At 75.2% G+C, this 17,063-nt stretch carries 10 protein-coding genes; 7 read left to right on the top strand and 3 right to left on the bottom strand.

All coding sequences use genetic code 11. From position 1 onward, the window contains the following. Positions 1-257: 257 nt before the first annotated feature. Positions 258-2,591 carry a heavy metal translocating P-type ATPase gene (locus tag V1L54_RS01005; RefSeq protein ID WP_330115863.1) on the bottom strand — a complete coding sequence of 778 codons (2,334 nt, stop codon included), beginning with the start codon at positions 2,589-2,591 and terminating at the stop codon, positions 258-260. A gap of 89 nt (positions 2,592-2,680) precedes the next feature. Next, positions 2,681-2,971 (bottom strand): heavy-metal-associated domain-containing protein, encoded by a 291-nt coding sequence (locus tag V1L54_RS01010; RefSeq protein WP_443076418.1) that lies wholly within the window; start codon positions 2,969-2,971, stop codon positions 2,681-2,683. A gap of 141 nt (positions 2,972-3,112) precedes the next feature. Between V1L54_RS01010 and V1L54_RS01015 the strand changes: the two genes are divergently transcribed. After that, the gene (locus tag V1L54_RS01015) at positions 3,113-4,441 is read left to right on the top strand and encodes a cation:proton antiporter (protein WP_330115865.1); all 1,329 of its coding nucleotides are present in this window, start codon (positions 3,113-3,115) and stop codon (positions 4,439-4,441) included. On the opposite strand, the gene nhaA is transcribed toward V1L54_RS01015, so the two are convergent. Further along, complete coding sequence (nhaA, locus tag V1L54_RS01020; protein WP_330115866.1) at positions 4,425-5,843, bottom strand: Na+/H+ antiporter NhaA; 1,419 nt, start codon at positions 5,841-5,843, stop codon at positions 4,425-4,427. The two genes, V1L54_RS01015 and nhaA, sit on opposite strands and share 17 nt — an antisense overlap. Positions 5,844-6,231: 388 nt before the next feature. Between nhaA and V1L54_RS01025 the strand changes: the two genes are divergently transcribed. From V1L54_RS01025 to V1L54_RS01050, 6 genes are all read left to right on the top strand, one after another. Continuing rightward, positions 6,232-7,338 (top strand): PucR family transcriptional regulator, encoded by a 1,107-nt coding sequence (locus tag V1L54_RS01025; protein ID WP_330115867.1) that lies wholly within the window; start codon positions 6,232-6,234, stop codon positions 7,336-7,338. Between the two features lie 206 nt (positions 7,339-7,544). Next, the gene (locus V1L54_RS01030) at positions 7,545-8,192 is read left to right on the top strand and encodes a hypothetical protein (RefSeq protein ID WP_330115868.1); all 648 of its coding nucleotides are present in this window, start codon (positions 7,545-7,547) and stop codon (positions 8,190-8,192) included. Between the two features lie 141 nt (positions 8,193-8,333). Next, positions 8,334-10,376 (top strand): flotillin family protein, encoded by a 2,043-nt coding sequence (locus tag V1L54_RS01035; RefSeq protein ID WP_330115869.1) that lies wholly within the window; start codon positions 8,334-8,336, stop codon positions 10,374-10,376. Positions 10,377-10,442: 66 nt separating this feature from the next. Then, positions 10,443-15,572 carry a DNA repair ATPase gene (locus V1L54_RS01040; RefSeq protein ID WP_443076420.1) on the top strand — a complete coding sequence of 1,710 codons (5,130 nt, stop codon included), beginning with the start codon at positions 10,443-10,445 and terminating at the stop codon, positions 15,570-15,572. Between the two features lie 253 nt (positions 15,573-15,825). Continuing rightward, positions 15,826-16,320, top strand: coding sequence for an XRE family transcriptional regulator (locus V1L54_RS01045; protein WP_330115870.1), 495 nt, complete (start codon positions 15,826-15,828; stop codon positions 16,318-16,320). 231 nt (positions 16,321-16,551) lie between these two features. Beyond that, positions 16,552-17,052 (top strand): anthrone oxygenase family protein, encoded by a 501-nt coding sequence (locus tag V1L54_RS01050; RefSeq protein WP_330115871.1) that lies wholly within the window; start codon positions 16,552-16,554, stop codon positions 17,050-17,052. Positions 17,053-17,063 lie beyond the last annotated feature (11 nt).

A 17,063-nucleotide genomic window follows, 5' to 3' on the forward strand; every position in this document is an offset into this window, starting at 1 on the left:
CTCCTCTGGTGGCGGAACAGCCGTGTACTGCTGCGAACGACCGCGCAGCATCCGGACTGTTGCTGGAGTGGCGAACGGGATCACATTCACAACCAGCCAGAGGCACGTGCAACGCACTTTTGCGCCAACCTCGGCCGGCGGGCGAGGTGCGCTGTTTGCCAAAGGAACGTATTCACGCTCATATGATCATCCGACTGCCCCGCCCGTCCGCCGGGGCGTCGGCAGACGGGCGGGACGGCCGGAGCCGCCGGGGACGGTCAGCGGAAGGTGCGCAGCCGCAGGCTGTTGGTGACCACGAAGACCGAGGAGAAGGCCATGGCGGCACCGGCGATCATGGGGTTGAGCAGACCGGCGGCGGCCAGCGGCAGGGCGGCGACGTTGTAACCGAAGGCCCAGAAGAGGTTGCCCTTGATGGTGCCCAGGGTGCGGCGGGACAGCCGGATGGCGTCGGCGGCGACGCGCAGGTCGCCGCGGACCAGGGTGAGGTCGCCGGCCTCGATGGCGGCGTCGGTGCCGGTGCCCATGGCCAGACCGAGGTCGGCCTGGGCGAGGGCGGCGGCGTCGTTGACGCCGTCGCCGACCATCGCGACGGTGCGGCCCCGGTCCTGGAGGCGCTTGACGGCCTCGACCTTGTCCTCGGGCATGACCTCGGCGATCACGGTCTCGGGGGAGGGGTCGATGCCCACCTCGCGGGCGACGGCCTCGGCCACGGCGCGGTTGTCGCCGGTGAGCAGGACGGGGGTCAGGCCCAGGGCGCGCAACTGGTCGATGGCCTCGGCGCTGGTGGGCTTGACCGCGTCGGCCACCGTCAGCACCCCGCGTACCGCCCCGTCCCAGGCGACCAGGACCGCGGTACGGCCCGCCGCCTCCGCGGCGCCCCGGGCCCCGGCCAGTTCCCGGGGGAGCTCCGGGGCGGCAGCGCCGCCCCCGGCGAGCAGCCGCTCGCGGCCGACGAGCACCTCACGGCCCTCGACGGTGCCCCGCACGCCCAGTCCGGGGAGGTTGGCGAAGCCCTCGGGGACGGGCAGGGTGCCGAACCTCTCGGCCGCCCCGGCGGCGATCGCCTGGGCGATGGGGTGCTCGGAGGCGTTCTCCAGCGCCCCGGCCAGCCGCAGCACCTCGTCCTCGGCGGTGCCGTCCGCGGCGACGACGTCCCGCAGCTCCATCTGCCCGGTGGTGACGGTGCCGGTCTTGTCCAGCACGATGGTGTCCGCGCGCCGGGTGTTCTCCAGGACCTCGGGCCCCTTGATGAGGATGCCGAGCTGGGCGCCGCGCCCGGTGCCGACCAGCAGCGCGGTGGGGGTGGCCAGGCCCAGGGCGCAGGGGCAGGCGATGATCAGTACGGCGACGGCGGCGGTGAACGCGGCGGTCGCCCCGCCGCCGGTGGCGAGCCAGAAGCCCAGGGTGCCCAGGGCCAGCAGGATGACGACGGGCACGAAGACCGCCGAGACGCGGTCGGCCAGCCGCTGCACCTCCGCCTTGCCGTTCTGCGCGTCCTCCACCAGCTTCGCCATCCGCGCCAGCCGGGTGTCGGCGCCGACCCGGGTGGCCTCCACGACCAGCCGTCCGGAGGTGTTGACGGTCGCCCCGGTCACCGTGTCGCCCACGGTGACGTCCACCGGGACCGACTCGCCGGTCAGCATGGCGGTGTCCACGGCCGAGGAACCCTCCACGACGGTGCCGTCGGTGGCGATCTTCTCGCCGGGGCGGACGAGGAAGCGGTCGCCGACCGCCAGCGAGTCGGCCGGAACCCGCTCCTCGCGGCCGTCCCGCAGGACGGTGACCTCCTTGGCGCCCAGTTCCAGCAGGGCGCGCAGGGCGGCGCCCGCGTTCCGTTTGGAACGCGCCTCCAGATAGCGGCCGAGCAGGATGAACGTGGTCACCCCGGCCGCCACCTCCAGATAGAGGGCGGAGGAGGCGTCCGTCCGGGAGACGGTGAACTCGAAGCCGTGCCGCATCCCGGGCATTCCGGCGTGGCCGAAGAACAGCGCCCACAGCGACCAGCCGAGGGCGGCGAGCGTGCCCATGGAGATCAGGGTGTCCATGGTGGCCGCGCCGTGCCGGGCGTTGGTCCAGGCCGCGCGGTGGAAGGGCAGGGCGCCCCAGACCACCACGGGCGCGGCCAGCGTCAGGGACAGCCACTGCCAGTTGTCGAACTGCAGCGCGGGGACCATCGACAGCAGCACCACCGGCGCCGACAGCACCAGTGAGACCCAGAAGCGCTGCCGCAGCGCCTCCGTCTCCCCGCCGCCGTCCGCACCCGTGTCCGTGTCCGTGTCCGTGCCGCCGTCCGGGCCGCCGTCCGGCCGCCGGGCCGCGGGCGGCTCGGGGAGGGCGGCGGTGTAGCCGGTCCGCTCGACCGTGGCGATGAGGTCGTCCACGGTGACCCCGTCGGGGTAGGAGACGCGGGCCTTCTCCGTGGCGAAGTTGACGGTGGCGCTCACCCCGTCCATCCGGTTGAGCTTCTTCTCGACGCGGGCGGCGCACGAGGCGCAGGTCATCCCGCCGACGGCGAGCTCGACCTCGAAGGCCGCCGCCGGCTGTCCGGCGGCCGTGGCCGTACTGGTCATGGTGTCGGTCGTACTGGTCATGGCGTCTCCCGGGAGGACCGGGCCGTACCGTCCGCGCGGCTGCGCGGCGGCGGTACGGCCCGGGCGGTGGGGTCGTGGTGTGACGGTGGTCAGGCCCGGCCGGCGAGCTCGTAACCCGCCTCGTCCACGGCGGCGCGTACCGCCTCGTCGTCCAGCTCGCGGGTGGACGTGACGGTCACCAGGCCGGTCGAGGCGGCGGCCTCGACCCCGGTGACGCCGTCGATCCCGGAGACCTCCTCGGTGACCGCGCCCTCGCAGTGGCCGCAGGTCATGCCGGTGACCTTGTAGGTGGTGGTGACGGTGCTCATGGCTGTTGCTCCCTCGAACGGTCTCTCGGCGGCACTCCTGTTGGCGGACGCGCCTTCCGACGATGACAACACTATACCCCTAGGGGGTATTAGGCAAAGGTGTGCCGCCGCCGCTCGCCGGACCCGCCGCCGGGGCTCGTCCCGCCGGCCGGGTAGGGTGCCGCCGGTCCGGTACCGGGACGGAAGAACGACCGACAGCGGGGAGCGGCTCAGGTGGTACTCGTCATCGTGTTCGGAGTGGCGCTGCTGGTGGCGGTGCTGCTGTCCGGGCTGGCCGCCCGGTCGGTGCTCTCCACCTCACTGCTGTTCCTGGTGGGCGGCGCGATCGTCAGCGACGGCTTCCTCGGACTGATCCACATCACCCCGGACAGCGAGATCGTGGCGGTCACCGCCGATCTCGCGCTCTTCGCGGTGCTGTTCACCGACGGCATGCACGTCTCCTTCCCGGCGCTGCGCCGGGCCTGGCGCAATCCGGCCCGCGCCCTCGGGCTGGGCATGCCGCTGGCCTTCCTCGGGGTCGCCCTGCTCACCCACTTCCTGGTGGGCCTGGACTGGACGACGTCCTTCCTGATCGGCGCGGTGCTGGCGCCCACCGACCCGGTGTTCGCCTCGGCCATCGTGGGCCGCAAGGAGGTGCCCGCCAGGCTCCGGCAGCTGCTCAACATCGAGAGCGGCGTCAACGACGGCCTTGCGCTGCCCTTCGTCCTGATCCTCATCGCGGCCGCCGCGCCCTCCGGACACGCCGAGAACGCCGACTTCGCCGCGATCGCCACCGAGCTGGCGCTGGGCCTGTTCTTCGGCGTGGCCCTGCCGCTGCTGGTGCACTGGCTCGTCCGGTTCCGGCTGCTGGGTGCCGAGCCGAAGCTGCAGCCGCTGCTGCCGCTGGCCACCGGGGTGATCCTGTACGCGGCCTGCCACCTCACCCACGCCAATCCCTATCTGGCCGCCTTCTCCGCGGGCGCGGTGATCGTCTCCGTGGCGCCGGAGTCCCAGAAGGCCTTCGAGCCGCTGGGGGAGTCCCTGGCGGAGCTGGCGAAGTTCGCCGCGCTGCTGGTCTTCGGCGCGCTGCTCACCCCGCAGCTGTTCGGGGAGCTGTCGGTCGGCGGCTACGCGGTCGCGGTCCTGGCCATCGTGCTCATCCGTCCGGCCTCGATGCTGCTGTCGCTGGCGGGCACCGACTTCGACCGGAGGGAGAAGCTGACGGCGGCCTGGTTCGGCCCCAAGGGCTTCGCCTCGGTGGTCTACGGCCTGCTGGTGCTCCAGTCCGGCATCCCCCAGGCCGAGGACGCCTTCACCCTGATCGCCGTCACCATCGCCTTCTCGATCGTCGCGCACAGCAGCACGGACGTGCCGATCGCACGGGTCTTCGACGTCGAGGAGCTGGCCGGCATCCCGGACGACGGCAAGGGGCCGCGGCTGCCGTCGTCCGGGCGTGGCGGCGGGAGGAGCGGCGGGGGGACCGGCCGGGACGCCGGTACGGGCGGGGGCGCGGACGGCGGCGGGGCCGCCGGCCCGGCCGACCCCGTCAGCCCTCGCGGTTGACGGAGTCGGGCCGCTCGCCGGCGCCCTCTCCCGGGGCGGCGGGGTCGGCGGTGACGGCGGCTTCCTCACCCACCGGGTCCTCGCCCGCCCGCTGGTAGACGTCCGGGACGCCGTCGTGGTCCTCGTCCCGGTTCTCCTCCTCCCACAGCCGCCGGTACTTGGCGTTGCGGGCCCGCAGGAGGACGCAGGCGACGAGCGCCGAGCCGAGCGAGCCGATCAGGACCGCCGCCTTGACGCGCTCGGTGAGCGCGTCGTCACCGGCGAAGGCCAGCTCGCCCACCAGCAGCGAGACGGTGAAGCCGATGCCGGCCAGCATCGAGACCCCGGCCACGTCCGCCCAGGCGAGATCCTTGCTGAGCTGGGCCCGGGTGAAGCGGGCGATCAGATAGGTGCCGCCGAAGATGCCCAGGATCTTGCCCAGGAACAGGCCGAGCATCACACCCAGGGCCTCGGGCTGGCGGAAGGTCTCGCCCAGCGCGTCGCCGGAGACGCTGACCCCGGCCGCGAAGAGGGCGAACACCGGCACCGCGAAGCCCGCCGACAGCGGCCGCACCCGGTGCTCGATCCGCTCGGCCGGGGACTCCTTCTCGGCCGCCCAGCCGCCGCTGCCCTTGAGGGGGACCACCCGCAGCAGCATGCCCATCGCCACTCCGGCGATGGTGGCGTGCACCCCGCTGGCGTGCATCAGCGCCCAGATCACGATGCCCAGCGGCACGTACACGTACCAGCCGCCCACCCGCAGCCGGTGGTGGAGGAACCAGAACACCACCAGCCCGGCCAGCGCCCCGGCCAGGGCGACGAGGTTCAGGGAGGAGGTGAAGAAGACGGCGATGACGATGATCGCGCCGAGGTCGTCGACGATGGCGAGGGTGAGCAGGAAGGCCCGGATGCCCGAGGGCAGGTTGGTGCCGATCACGGCGAGCACCCCGAGCGCGAAGGCGATGTCGGTGGCCATCGGCACGGCCCAGCCGTCCATCTGCCCGCCGCCCGCGGCGTTGACGGCGACGTAGAACAGGGCGGGGACCACCATGCCGCAGAGCGCGGCGACGATCGGGAGCGCCGCGGCGGCCGGCCGCCGCAGTTCGCCCAGGACGAGCTCGCGTTTCAGCTCGATGCCGGCGACGAAGAAGAAGATCGTCAGGAGGCCGTCGGAGGCCCAGTGGCCGATCGACAGGTCCAGATGGAGCTCCGGGATGCCGAAGTGGAAGTCCCGGACGGACTCGTAGACGTTCCCCCACGGTGAGTTCGCCCACACCAGCGCCACCAGGGCCGCGGCGAGCAGCACCATTCCGCCGACCGTCTCGGTGCGCAGCGCGTCCAGCAGGAAGCGGCGCTCCTGGAAGGACGGCAGGCCGAAGAGGGAGGTGCGCTCCTGCGGCTCCTTGGAGGGGCTGGACGACATGGGTGGGCCTCCCGGGGGGTCGGTTGCGGGCAACGGGACAACGGGGAAATCGGAAAAACGGGTGAAACGTCGCCGACCAGACTTCCCGGCACACCTATGAAGTTCTGTAGGGGATTTTCTACGTGAGGGGATCGCCGCGCCGCGATGCCTCCCTGGTCACGTCCTGATCACATCTCGTGTCTTGATCATGGAGCGACTTATCCCACCGTACCCGCTCCCTTGTCCGCTCATACATTCGGAGCAGGAGGCCGGGCGCGAACGCCCCGGGTCCGTGCGCCGCTGCCCGTGTGCTCCCCTACGCTGTGCCCGTGACCCGGGCCGTCCGGCTCCCCGCGCGAGGACGCGGGGGAGAGGTCCGCGGCCGGGCGAGGGCTGGAGGTGGCGACCGGTGAGGCGCGGCGGGATACCCGACTCCTATCTCGACGGCTACTCGGAACTGCTCACCGAGGTGTCCGAGACCGGGCGGCTGCCGCGCCGCGCCGAGCTGGACGCCTTCCGGACCACGGGGGAGCGCGCCGCCGAGAGCGGTTACGGGCTGCGCGAGCTGGTCGGCCTCTACCTCGCCGCGACCCGGCGGCTGTGGGGCACCCTGCCCGGGATCGCCCGGTCCGCCACCGGCGCGGAGCGGGCCCGCACCGGGGACGCCCTGCTGGCCGCCCTGGAGGCCGCGGTCGCCGCGCTCGGCGAGGGGCACGAGCGGGCCCAGCGGCTGGCGGTGCGGCAGGAGGAGGCCGAGCGCCGCGAGTTCGTGGACGACCTGCTCTACGGCCGCAGCGATCTGGGCCGCCTCGCCGAGCGCGCCCAGCGCTTCGGCCTGCGGCTGGCCCGCTCGCACGCGGTGGCGGTGGCCGAGGGCACCGAGAAGTACGACGACGTGCACCCCGCCGTCCGCCGCATCGACCGCGAGCTGGTGGACCGCTTCCGCGAGCGCGACGTACTGCTGGCCACCAAGGACGGGCGGCTGGTGTGCATCGCCGCCACCGCCGAGCGGCCGGTGCTGGACGCCTTCGCCCGGCTGGCGGAGAGCCCCGGCCCCGGCTACCCGCCCGCCCGGCGGGTGGCGGTCGGCCGTGACCACAGCGGCCCCGGCGGTGTGGTGCGCTCCTACGAGGAGGCGCTCGGCGCGCTGGACCTGGCCGACCGGCTCGACCTGGACGGCGTCCGCTTCAACGCCTCCGAGCTGCTGGTCTTCCCCGTCCTGCTGCGCGACCGCGCGGCGATGGCCGATCTGGTCCGCACCGTCCTGGGCCCGCTCACCCGGGCCCGGGGCGGGGCCGCGCCGCTGCTGGAGACCCTGTCGGTGTGCGCGGCGGCCGGCTATGTGAACGCGGAGGCCGCCCGGCGGCTGGGCGTGAGCGTGCGGACCCTGTCCTACCGCCTGGCCCGTATCCGCTCCCTGACCGGCTACGACCCCGGCGACGGCCTCCAGCGCTACACCCTGGAGACCGCCGCGATGGGCGCCCGGCTGCTGGGCTGGCCGGAGAAGCAGCTCTGAGCCCGGTCCGGGCACTCGGGCGCCCCTCGCCGGTGACGGCCGCCGCACCGCCGCGGCGGGTCCTCCCCGCGCGGGCGCGGCGGCCCCGGCGGCCGTTCCGCTGCCGGACGTAAACAGCGCATAAAGATTGCCGGATCCTGGCAATGTGCGGCTGACGACGGATTGTCATCATGAGGAACGCAACGCAACCGGGACGGGGGAGAGTCATGGGCGAGTTCATACGGGTGGCCATGGTCTTCCCCGCCAGCCTGTTCGGTTTCGGACTGCTGCTGGTGTTCCTCTACTGGCTCTTCGCGCTGGTGGGAGGGGTCGGCGCCGATGCCCTCGACGGGGGTGAGGGCATCGACGCCGACGCCCCGGGCCTCGGGCCCGCCGGGGTGCTGGCCGCCGCCGGGCTCGGCGGCGCACCCGCCCCGGTGACCCTGACGGTCTTCATCGCCGTTGCCTGGTTCGCGTCACTGAGCGGTACCGCACTGGTCGGCGGCCCCGCCGCGGCCCCCCTGCCGCGGCTGCTGGTCCTGCCCGCCGCGCTGTGCGCGGCCTGGCTCGGCACCCGGCTGCTCGTCCGCCCGCTGGGCCGGCTGGTGCCCCGTGAGACGGGGACCGGACGGCGGGACCTGGTCGGCCGGGTCTGCACCATCCGCACCGGGCACGTCAGCCACCGCTTCGGGCAGGCCGAGATCACCACGGACGACGGGTCGGCGGTGCTGGTCCAGGTCCGCGCCCAGGGCGCGGACGCCGCCGGGCTCGCCGCCGGACACACCGCCCTGGTCTTCGACTACGACCCCGCGGGCGAGTTCTTCCGCGTCACCCCCTGGGACCCCGCCCTGGACCCGGAACGCCCGGCGCGCTGAGCGCGCCGCCCCCGTACCGGCCCGCCTCCCGCACACCCGATCCCGCACACCCGGTCCCCGGGTGCCCCGCCGCGCCGCCGCGCGCCCGCCCGGGCCCGCGGACCCGCGAACTCCCACCACCTCACAAGGGAACCCACCGCCATGGACGCCATTTCCACCGGCCTCGGCGTACTCCTCGCCGTGCTCCTGCTCATGGGGATCGCCCTCCTCCTCGCCGTCAGCCGGCTGTTCCGCAAGGTCGAACAGGGCAAGGCGCTGATCGTCTCCAAGATGCGCAAGGTCGACGTGACCTTCACCGGCACCGTCGTGCTGCCCGTGCTGCACCGGGCCGAGGTCATGGACATCTCGGTGAAGACGATCGAGATCGCCCGCACCGGCGGCGAGGGGTTGATCTGCCGGGACAACATCCGCGCCGACATCCGCATCTCGTTCTTCGTCCGCGTCAACAAGACCGTCGAGGACGTCGTCAAGGTCGCCCAGGCCATCGGCACCGAGCGGGCCAGCGACCGGACCACCCTCCAGGAACTGTTCAACGCCAAGTTCTCCGAGGCGCTCAAGACCGTCGGCAAGCAACTCGACTTCGCCGACCTCTACACCAAGCGCGACGAGTTCCGGGACCGGATCATCGCCGTCGTCGGCACCGACCTCAACGGCTACAGCCTGGAGGACGCGGCGATCGACCACCTGGAGCAGACCCCGCTGTCCCAGCTCGACAGCGACAACATCCTCGACGCCCAGGGCATCCGGAAGATCACCGAGCTGACGGCCGCCGAGCACATCCGCACCAACGAGCTCCAGCGCAACGAGGAGAAGGAGATCACCCGGCAGGACGTCGACGCCAAGGAGGCCGTCCTGGAACTGGAGCGCCGCCGGGCCGACGCCGAGATCCGCCAGCAGCGCGAGATCGAGACCGTACGCGCCCGCGAGGAGGCCGAGACCGCCCGCGTCCAGGCCGAGGAGCGGCTGCGCGCCCACACCGCGCACCTGAAGACCGAGGAGTCCCTCGGCATCCAGAGCGAGAACCGCGAGCGCGAGATCGCCGTCGCCCGGCTCAACCGCGACCGGGTGGTGGCCGTCGAGAACGAGCGCATCGAGAAGGACCGCCTGCTGGAGGTCATCGCCCGCGAGCGCGAGACCCAGCTGCGCCGCATCGCCGCCGACAAGGAGATCGAGGCCGAGAAGCGGGAGATCGCCGACGTGGTCCGGGAGCGGATCGCGGTGGAGAAGACCGTCGCGCAGCAGGAGGAGGAGATCAAGAAGCTGCGCACCGTCGAGGAGGCCGAGCGGGAGCGCCAGGCCCTGGTCATCGCCGCCGAGGCGCAGGCGCAGGAGCGGCTGGTCAAGGACATCAAGGCGGCCGAGGCCGCCGAGCAGGCCGCCGGGCACCGGGCCGCCGAGGAGCTGACGATGGCCGAGGCGCGCCGCAAGGCCGCCGAGCTGGACTCCCAGGCCGCCGTCCGCCTCGCCGAGGGGAGGAAGGCCGAGGCCGCCGCGGCCGGGCTCGCCGAGGCCGAGGTCCAGGAGCGGATGGCCGACGCGGTCGCCAGGACCCGGCAGGTCGAGGCCGTCGCCGAACGGGAGCTGGCCGTCGCGAAGGCCGAGGGCCTGCGCGAGAAGCTGAAGGCGGAGGCCGAGGGGCTCACCGAGAAGGCCGCCGCCATGGCCCGCCTGGACGAGGCGAGCCGGGAGCACGAGGAGTACCGGCTGCGGCTGGAGGCGGAGAAGGAGGTCCGCATCGCCGGCATCGACGTCCAGCGGCAGATCGCCGAGGCCCAGGCGACCATGATCGCCACCGGTCTGGAGAACGCCGACATCGACATCGTCGGCGGGGACTCGGTCTTCTTCGACAAGCTCGTCGGCTCGATCACGGCCGGGAAGAGCGTCGACGGCTTCGTGAACCACAGCGGGACCGTCCAGGCCATGGCGGGCCCCTGGCTCGACGGGGAGAAGTCCACCTTCACCGCCGACCTCACCTCACTGGCCGCCGGACTGGGCGCCGGCGGGCTGCGCGACGCGACCCTGGCCGGCCTGCTGGCGAAGCTGGCCGCCGCGGGCGGCCCCGAGGCGCCGAAGCTGTCCGCCCTGCTGGCGGCGGTACGCGACTCGGGCGCGGCCGACCTGCCGCTGTCGGCCCTGACGGGCCCGCACCCGGCCGGCGCCAACGGGTCACCGGCCGGCCGGTGACCCGCGGTGGCCGGCGGGCCCGCGCCCGCCGGCCACCAGCCCGGCACCCCTCCCGAAGAACCGGCAGTGGACGAGGAGTTGGACGACGTGGAGAACCGGACCGCCGACCGGCCCGCCGACCGTGCTGTGGAGAACCGGCGGGAACCGCGGCCGGACGAGGGCACCCACGAGGTGCTGCGCGCCCGGACGGCCGCCGCGGCCGCCGAGCTGGCGGCCCGCGCCAAGGCCCTGGAGGCCCGCCGCACCGAGACCTTCGGCGGCGCCGGGATGGAGCTGGCGGGCGCCGACCGGCTGCGCACCGGACACCCCCTGGAGCCGTGCGACGTCGTGCAGGTCGGTGGCGCGCTGCTGCTGGGCGGCCACTCCCAGGGCCGCGGGACCGGGCCGGGGGAGACGGCCGGGGCCGCCGACGTGTTCGCCCTGTACCGCCCGGCCGGCCGCGACGGCGGCGGACCGCCGTTCTTCACGGCCGCCGGCCACGACGCCGTCCCCGGCCTGCTCGACGACCCCCGCTTCCGGCGCGACGTCGAGGAGCTGCACCGCTACTACCGCCAGGCCCGGCTGCTGCGGCTGCGCCGCACCGGCCCGCTGCTGCTGGCCGTCTTCCGCACCGGCGAGCGACTGACCGACATCCGGGTCCTGCGCTGGCGCGTCGCGCCCGACGGGACGGTGGCGTACCTCGACGACAAGGGGGAGCGCGACCACCGCGACCAGGGAGTCCTGCCGGCCTCCGACCTCGACTGGACCGCGGCCACCCGCGAGGACCACCTCACCGGACGGCACCCGCACGTGGCGGTCGCCGGCGGGGCGCTGTACGTCTCCACCGTCGGCGGCTCCCTCACCGTCAAGACCGAGAACGACACCGAGACCGCCGACGGCATCCACTCCGAGCCGGTCGAGGACCCCCTGCAGTCCCTGGCCGACGCCGAGATCGCCCACGCCCGGGTCGGCCCGCTCGTCCTGCTGCGCGTCCTGCCGTACAACGAGACCGCCCACCGCCACCTGGTGTTCAACACCCGCACCCGGGAGGTCGTACGGCTGGACGGCATCGGGCAGTCCTGCCGCCGGCTCCCCGGCGGCCAGGGGCTGGTCTTCCCCGGCGGCTGCTGCCTGGCCGACGCCCCGGCCGGGTCCGCCGTCCGCGTCTTCGACACCGGGGCCGCCGGGAGCACCGCGGGCTTCGCGTACGAGACCGAGGTGCGCTCCCCGGGCGGCGAGGAGGTGCTGTACGTCTTCCGCGCCCCGGCCCTGGGCCGCACCCTGCTGATGCCGTACAACCTGATCCGCAAGGAGGCCGCGGCCCCCGTCACCGCCCTGGGCCACGCCCTGTTCGAGGACGGCACCCTGGCCGTCCTGCGGGAGCCCGGCGGGGCGGGCGCCCCCCACCCGGACGGGACGGGCGCGGCGCGCACCCACCCCGTCCAGGTGTGGCGCACCCCGTACGTCTCCGAGGCACACGCCGCCGCGCGGCCGGCCGGGGACGGCCCGCTCGCCCGGGTCGGCAACGCCGAGCTGGTGAGCGGCCTCGCCGACTGCCTGTCCGTCGTACGGCTGACCGAGCCCCTCACCACCGGGGAACGGGAGGTGCCCGCCGCGGCCCTGGAGGCGGTGGCCGCCGCCTGCGCGCGCGTCGCCGACCGGCACCACTGGCTGTCCGCGCCCGAACTGGCCGGCGCACTGGAGGGACTGGGCGAGCCGCTGCGCGCGCTGCGCGAGAGCGCCGAGCAGGCGCTGGCCGAACACGAGCGGACGGCCGAACTGCGCGAGAGGGACGCCGCCGCCGTGGCGGCGGCCGGCGAGCGGACGACCGCGCTGGTGCGCCGGGCCCGCGGCGAGGCCCCGGCCGACGCGGCCGGCTGGGCCGCCCTGCTCACCGGACTGCGCCGGGCCCGCGGCGAGGCGGAGGCGCTGCGCGAGCTGCGCCACGCCGACCCCGGCCGGATCGACGCGCTCGCCGCGGAGCTGGACGCGGTCCTGGAGGCCACCGGGCGCCGGGCGCTGACCCGGCTGGCCCGTCCCGGCGCCTTCGACGGCATCACCGCGGCCGTCGGCGGACTGGCCGACCGCGCCCGCGCCGCCGGCACGGCCGCCGCCACCGAACCGCTCGACGGGGAACTCACCGGGCACGCCGACGGGCTGGCCGCCGTCACCGACGTGATCGGTTCCCTGGAGGCGGCCGACACCACCGTGCGCACCGCCGTACTGGAACGGATCGGCGAGGCCACCGCCGCCGTCAACCGCGCCCGCGCCGTGCTGGCGGGACGCCGCCGGGAGCTGCTGGAGGCGGAGGGGCGGGCGGCGTTCGCCGCCGAGACCGCCCTGCTGGGCCAGACGGTGGCCGCCGCGGTGGCCGCCGCGGCCACCCCCGAGGAGTGCGACGGGCAGCTCGCCCGGCTGCTGGCCCGGCTGGAGGACCTGGAGTCCCGCTTCGGCGCCTTCGACGACTTCCTCGACCGGCTGGCCGAGCGGCGCGAGGAGATCGACCGGGCCTTCACCGCCCGCCGCCAGGCGCTGCTGGACGAGCGCACCCGCCGCGCCGAGCGCCTGGCGCGCTCCGCGGCACGGGTGCTGGACACCGTCGCCCGCCGCTGCGCGGCCCTGGCCTCCGCCGAGGAGGTGGCCGCCCACTTCGCCACCGACCCGCTCGTCGCCCGGGCCCGCGCCGCCGCCGGGGAACTGCGCGGTCTCGGCGCGGTCGCCCGCGCCGAGGAACTGGCCGGGCGGCTCAAGGCCGCCCGGCAGGAGGCGCTGCGCGCCCTGCGCGACCGCGCCGACCTGTACGGCGCCGACGGTGCCGTACGGCTGGGCCGGCACCGCTTCGCCGTCACCGCCCGCCCGCTGGAGGCGGCCCTGGTCCCGGCGGACGGCGGGCTGCTGCTGACGGTGTCCGGCACCGGCTACCGGGCCGCCGTCCACGACGCGGAGCTGACCGCCGCCCGCGAGTTCTGGGACCAGCCGCTGGCCTCGGAGTCGCCGGCGGTCTACCGCGCCGAGCACCTGGCCGCGTGCGTGCTCGCCGACCGCGGCCCGGCCGCGCTGCTCGCCGCCACCGCCGGTCCCCCCACCGCCGGTGACGGGAACCTCCCCGGCCCCGGGGACCTCCTCCCGGCCGTCCGCGCCGCCGCCGAGGCGGCGTACGACGAGGGGTACGACCGGGGCGTCCACGACCACGACGCCGCCGCGATCCTGGCCGCGCTGCTGCGGCTGCGCGCCGGGGCCGGACTGCTGCGCTTCACTCCCGAAGCGCGGGCCGCGGCCCGGCTGTTCTGGGCGTACGGCACCGGCGGCACCGGCGGCACCGGCGGCACCGGCGGCACCGGCGGTACGGACGGCGCCACCGCCCGTACCGTCTGGACGGCCCGCGCCCAGTCCCTGGTCCGGGCCCGCGACACCTTCGCCACCGAGGCCGCCCGGGGCGCGGTGGACGAGCTGGCCGCCGAACTCGGGGCCGCCGCCGACGCCTTCCTGACCGGGGCCGGGCTGCCCCGTCCGCCGAGCCCGGCGGCCGTGGGCGCCTATCTGGTCGAGGAACTGGCCGAGGGCCGGGGCCGGTTCGTCACCGGACCCGGCGCCCGCGTCCTGCTGGACGGCTTCCACGCCGCGCTCGGCGGCCCGGAGGGTGCCGCCGCCAAGGAGCTCGCCGAGGACCTGCGGGCGCTCGGCGACAGCGTCTCCGGCGGCACCCCCGGCGGGCCGGAGCACCTCGCCGCCCGCCACCAGCTCGCGGCGGCCTGGCTCGGCTCCTGGGCGGCGTCCGGCGATCCCGCGTCCGGCGACCCCGCGCCCGGCGGCGCGGAGAACCCGGACCTGCCCGAGGCCGTCGCCCTGCTGCTGTGCGACGGCGCCGTGCCCGGCCGGGACGCCGACGCCCCGCTGACCGCCGCCGTCACCGGCCTGCTGGGCACCCACCCGAGGATCACCGGCGGCACCCTGCCGCTGCGGCTGGACGAGTTCCTGGCGCGTACCGGCGAGTTCCGCGCCCACCGCGTCCCGGCGCACCGCGCGTACACCCGGCGCCGCGCCGAGGTGCTGGCCGGGCAGCGCGAGCGGCTGCGGCTGGACGCGCACACGCCCCGGGTGCTGCCCACCTTCGTGCGCAACCGCCTGGTCGACGAGGTGTACCTGCCGCTGGTCGGCGACAACCTCGCCAAGCAGCTCGGCACCGCGGGCGAGGACCGCCGCACCGACAGCCAGGGCCTGCTGATGCTGCTGTCCCCGCCCGGCTACGGCAAGACGACGCTGATGGAGTACGTCGCCGCCCGGCTCGGCCTGGCCTTCGTCCGCGTCGACGGACCGGCGCTGGGCCATCGCACCACCTCCCTGGACCCGGCGGCGGCGCCGGACGCCGGCGCGCGGCGCGAGGTCGAGAAGATCAACCTCGCGCTGGAGCTGGGCGACGACGTGCTGCTCCACCTCGACGACATCCAGCACACCTCGCCGGAGCTGCTCCAGCGGTTCATCCCGCTGTGCGACGCCCAGCGCCGCATCGACGGCGTGCGGTTCTCGGACGGGCGGCAGGCCACGTACGATCTGCGCGCCCGGCGGTTCGCGGTGTGCATGACGGGCAACCCCTTCACCGAGTCCGGCGCCCGCTTCCGGGTCCCGGACATGCTGGCCAACCGGGCGGACGTGTGGAACCTGGGCGACGTCCTGGCCGGCCGCCGGGAACTGTTCGCGCTCAGCCACGTCGAGAACGCCCTCACCGCCAACCCGGTGCTCGCCCCGCTGGCCGCCCGCGAGCGCGGCGACGTCGAACTGCTGGTGCGGCTGGCCGCCGGCGACCCCGCCGCCCGCGCCGACCGCCTCGCCCACCCCTGCTCCCCGGCCGAACTGGAGCCGGTGCTGGGCGTGCTGCGCGGCCTGCTGCGGGTACGGCGCACGGTCCTGGCCGTCAACGCCGCCTACATCGCCTCCGCCGCCCAGGACGAGGACACCCGCACCGAGCCGCCGTTCCGGCTCCAGGGCTCCTACCGCGACACGGCCGCGCTCGCCGGACGGCTCGTCCCGGTGATGACGGACGAGGAGGTGGAGGCGCTGCTCGACGACCACTACACCGCGCAGGCCCGGACCCTGGGCCGGGACGCGGAGGCGAACCTGCTCCGGCTCGCCGGGCTGCGCGGCCGGCTGACGGGGGAGCGGGCGCGCCGGTGGGCCGAGGTGACGGAGGCGTTCCGGGAGCGGGCCCGGGCACGGTGACCGCCGGCGCCCGCCGTGCGGGGCGAGGGCCCGGGAGACCCCGAACTCCCGGGCCCCGCGCCGGCGGGCCGGCGAACCCGTGACCGAGGCGTTCCGGGAACCGCTCGACCCGCGGTCGGGCGGCGGCGGCGGAGGGCGATTCCGGGGCTCCGGGCGGTCATCCGGGCGGCTGGACTGCCGACTTCCGTGAGGACGGCGGAAGTTATGATGAGGCGGCGGTTTCCGGCGGTCCGGCTGCGGTGGAGGTGGAGGCGTGTCCGATCTCCAGGGGCGCCGGGCGCTGGCCGAGAACCTCGACCGGCTCTTCGACGCCATCCGCCCCGAGGGTCCCAGGGGCCGCCGGTACACCAACGAAGAGGTCGCCACCGCCGTCAAGGCGGCGCACCCCGGGCTCCGGGTGGGCGGCGCCTATCTGTCGGCCCTGCGCAAGGGCACCAAACGCAACCCCTCCACCGAACTGCTGAACGCCCTGGCCCGCTTCTTCGGCGTCCCCGCCTCCTACTTCCTGGACGAGCGCACGGCCGCGCGGACCGACGCGGAGATCGAACTCGCCAGGGTCGCCCACAACCTGGGCGTCAGAAGGCTCGCCCTGCGCGCCCTGGAACTCTCCCCCGAGGGGCTCGCGGCCGTGACGAGGATCGTCGAGCACGTGCTGGAGAGCGACCCGGGCGCCCGTACGCGGTCCGCCCACCCGGCCCCCGGCGCCGCACTGCCGGACGTGCCGGACGCCCGGTCCGCGGAGCGCTGACCCGACGGGCAGGAAGGCCGTGCGCGCCGTGCGCCGCGGCGGCCGCCACCGGCACCCGGACGCCCCGGCAGAGCCCTCCGGTGACGACTGCCCGCCGGAACGCCTCCCACTCGGAGGCCGTGCGACACGGCCCCGTCCAGCCGTGGGGGACCGCCGCCGCTGTCCTACGCTGTCGGTCGGCCGGCCCCCGCCGGGGCCGGGCGGGGGCCGGAGACGGGGAGGGGCACGGCAGTGGTGGAAACGGTACGGACGGCTTCGCTGGTGGCGGCGACGGTCACCATGGGACTGGTCGGCGGCTTGTTCTACGCGTACGCCTGCTCGGTCATGCGCGCGCTGCGCGGTGTGGAGGACAGGACCTTCGTCGAGGTGATGCAGCGCGTCAACGTGGCGATCCTCAACGGCTGGTTCCTCTTCGGCTACCTCGGCGCGCTACTCTTCACCGGCCTGGCGGCGGCCCTGCACCTGCCGGGCGGGGAGCGGGACGTCCTGCCCCCCGTCCTGGCCGCCCTGGTGCTCTACCTGGCGGCGATGGGCGTCACCGCCCGGGTCAGCATTCCGCTCAACAACGCCCTCGAAGCGGCCGGGGACCCCGCCCGGATCGCCGATCCGGGCGGGGTGCGCGGAAACTTCGAGGCGGCCTGGAACCGCTGGAACACCGTGCGCGCGGTGCTGTGCTGCCTCGCGCTGGGCTGTCTGTGCTGGGCCCTGCTGCTGAGCGGCGCCGCGGGCTGACCCGGGCGACG

The sequence above is a fragment of the Streptomyces rubellus genome, assembly GCF_036323805.1.
Classification (GTDB): domain Bacteria; phylum Actinomycetota; class Actinomycetes; order Streptomycetales; family Streptomycetaceae; genus Streptomyces.